2 pseudogenes are annotated in these 1,256 nt (G+C 74.8%); one reads left to right on the top strand and one right to left on the bottom strand.

The features are described from left to right. Positions 1 to 12 precede the first annotated feature (12 nt). A pseudogene (locus tag EAO70_RS40530) lies at positions 13 to 60 on the top strand (hypothetical protein); the annotation flags it as partial. 39 nt (positions 61 to 99) lie between these two features. Here the strand turns inward: EAO70_RS40530 and sigJ are convergent. After that, positions 100 to 1,038: pseudogene (gene sigJ / locus EAO70_RS34845) on the bottom strand (RNA polymerase sigma factor SigJ); the annotation flags it as partial. Positions 1,039 to 1,256: the final 218 nt, after the last annotated feature.

Here is a 1,256-nt window from a genome sequence, read left to right as displayed (position 1 = left end):
GAGTACCGGCAGTTGATCAATGTCGCCTACCGGCTGCTGGGCTCCCTGGCGGAGGCGGAGGACGCCGTCCAGGAGGCCTTCGTCCGCTGGTACGCCCTGCCGGACCGCCCAGATGTGCGTGATCCGGCCGTCCGCGAGGCCGAACGCCGCCACCGTCACGACCGTGTCCCCGCGGCGGGCCACGAGCCCCGGCCGGCCGTTGACCGGCTGGAGTCGGAGGCTCGTGCCGGGCGCCATGTCGTTGATCGCGACGATGTAGCGGGCGATCTCCCCGGCGCCGGTGATCGGGCGCAGCGCCGCGCCGACGAGCCCCCCGCCGTCGACGACCACGGTGGCGTCGGGGGTGAGCAGGCCGACGAGGGCCGCGATGTCCTGCGCCTCCCACGCCTGCTTGAAGTCCTTCACGACCCGCGCCCGCACCCCCGTCGGCGGCTCGGGCGCCCGGGCCGCCCCGACGCGGCGGCGGCCCGAGGACGCGAGCTGCCGGCACGCCGCGGGGCTGCGGCCGATGATGGTGGCCAGCTCGGCGAAGGGGTAGCGGAAGACGTCGTGGAGGACGAACGCCACCCGCTCGGCCGGGGTCATGGCTTCGAGGACGACGAGGAAGGCCATGTCCACCGACTCGTCGAGGGCGATCCGGTCGGCGGGGTCGGTCCCGCCGTCGCCCGCCCGGCCGCCCAGCCACTCCACCGTGTCGGGCAGCGGCTCCGGGATCCATTCGCCCACGTACCGCTCGCGCCGGGCCCGCGCCGAGCCGAGGACGTCGAGGCAGACGCGCCCGACCACCGTCGTCAGCCAGGCGCCGGGCACCTCGACGGCCGCGCGCTGCCGGTCCGGCAGGGCGTACCAGCGGACGAAGGCCTCCTGGACGGCGTCCTCCGCCTCCGCCAGGGAGCCCAGCAGCCGGTAGGCGACATTGATCAACTGCCGGTACTCGCCCTCGGGTCGGGCGGTGGCGGGCGCGCTCCCGCCCGCGGGTTCCGTACGGCCGCTGTTCCTGGTGATGGTGTCCCCCTCGTTCGTTCCGGCGCCCGCCATGATCGACGAGACGCACGTCACTCCGTAACCCCGCCGCGGCGCCTCACATTCTCGGCGGCTGCGTCGTCGGACCGTCGAGAGAGCGACCGACGACGGAAGGACGGGATCGACATGGCCACGCGGACGACGAGGCGGACGACGAGGGAGACGGCGGGCACGGCGGCGGAGGGCGCGGCGGCGGGGTTACGGAGTGACGTGCGTCTCGTCGATCATGGCGG

This window comes from Streptomyces sp. adm13(2018), assembly GCF_008042145.1.
GTDB lineage: Bacteria > Actinomycetota > Actinomycetes > Streptomycetales > Streptomycetaceae > Streptomyces.
This window is presented reverse-complemented; position numbering and strand designations above follow the sequence as displayed.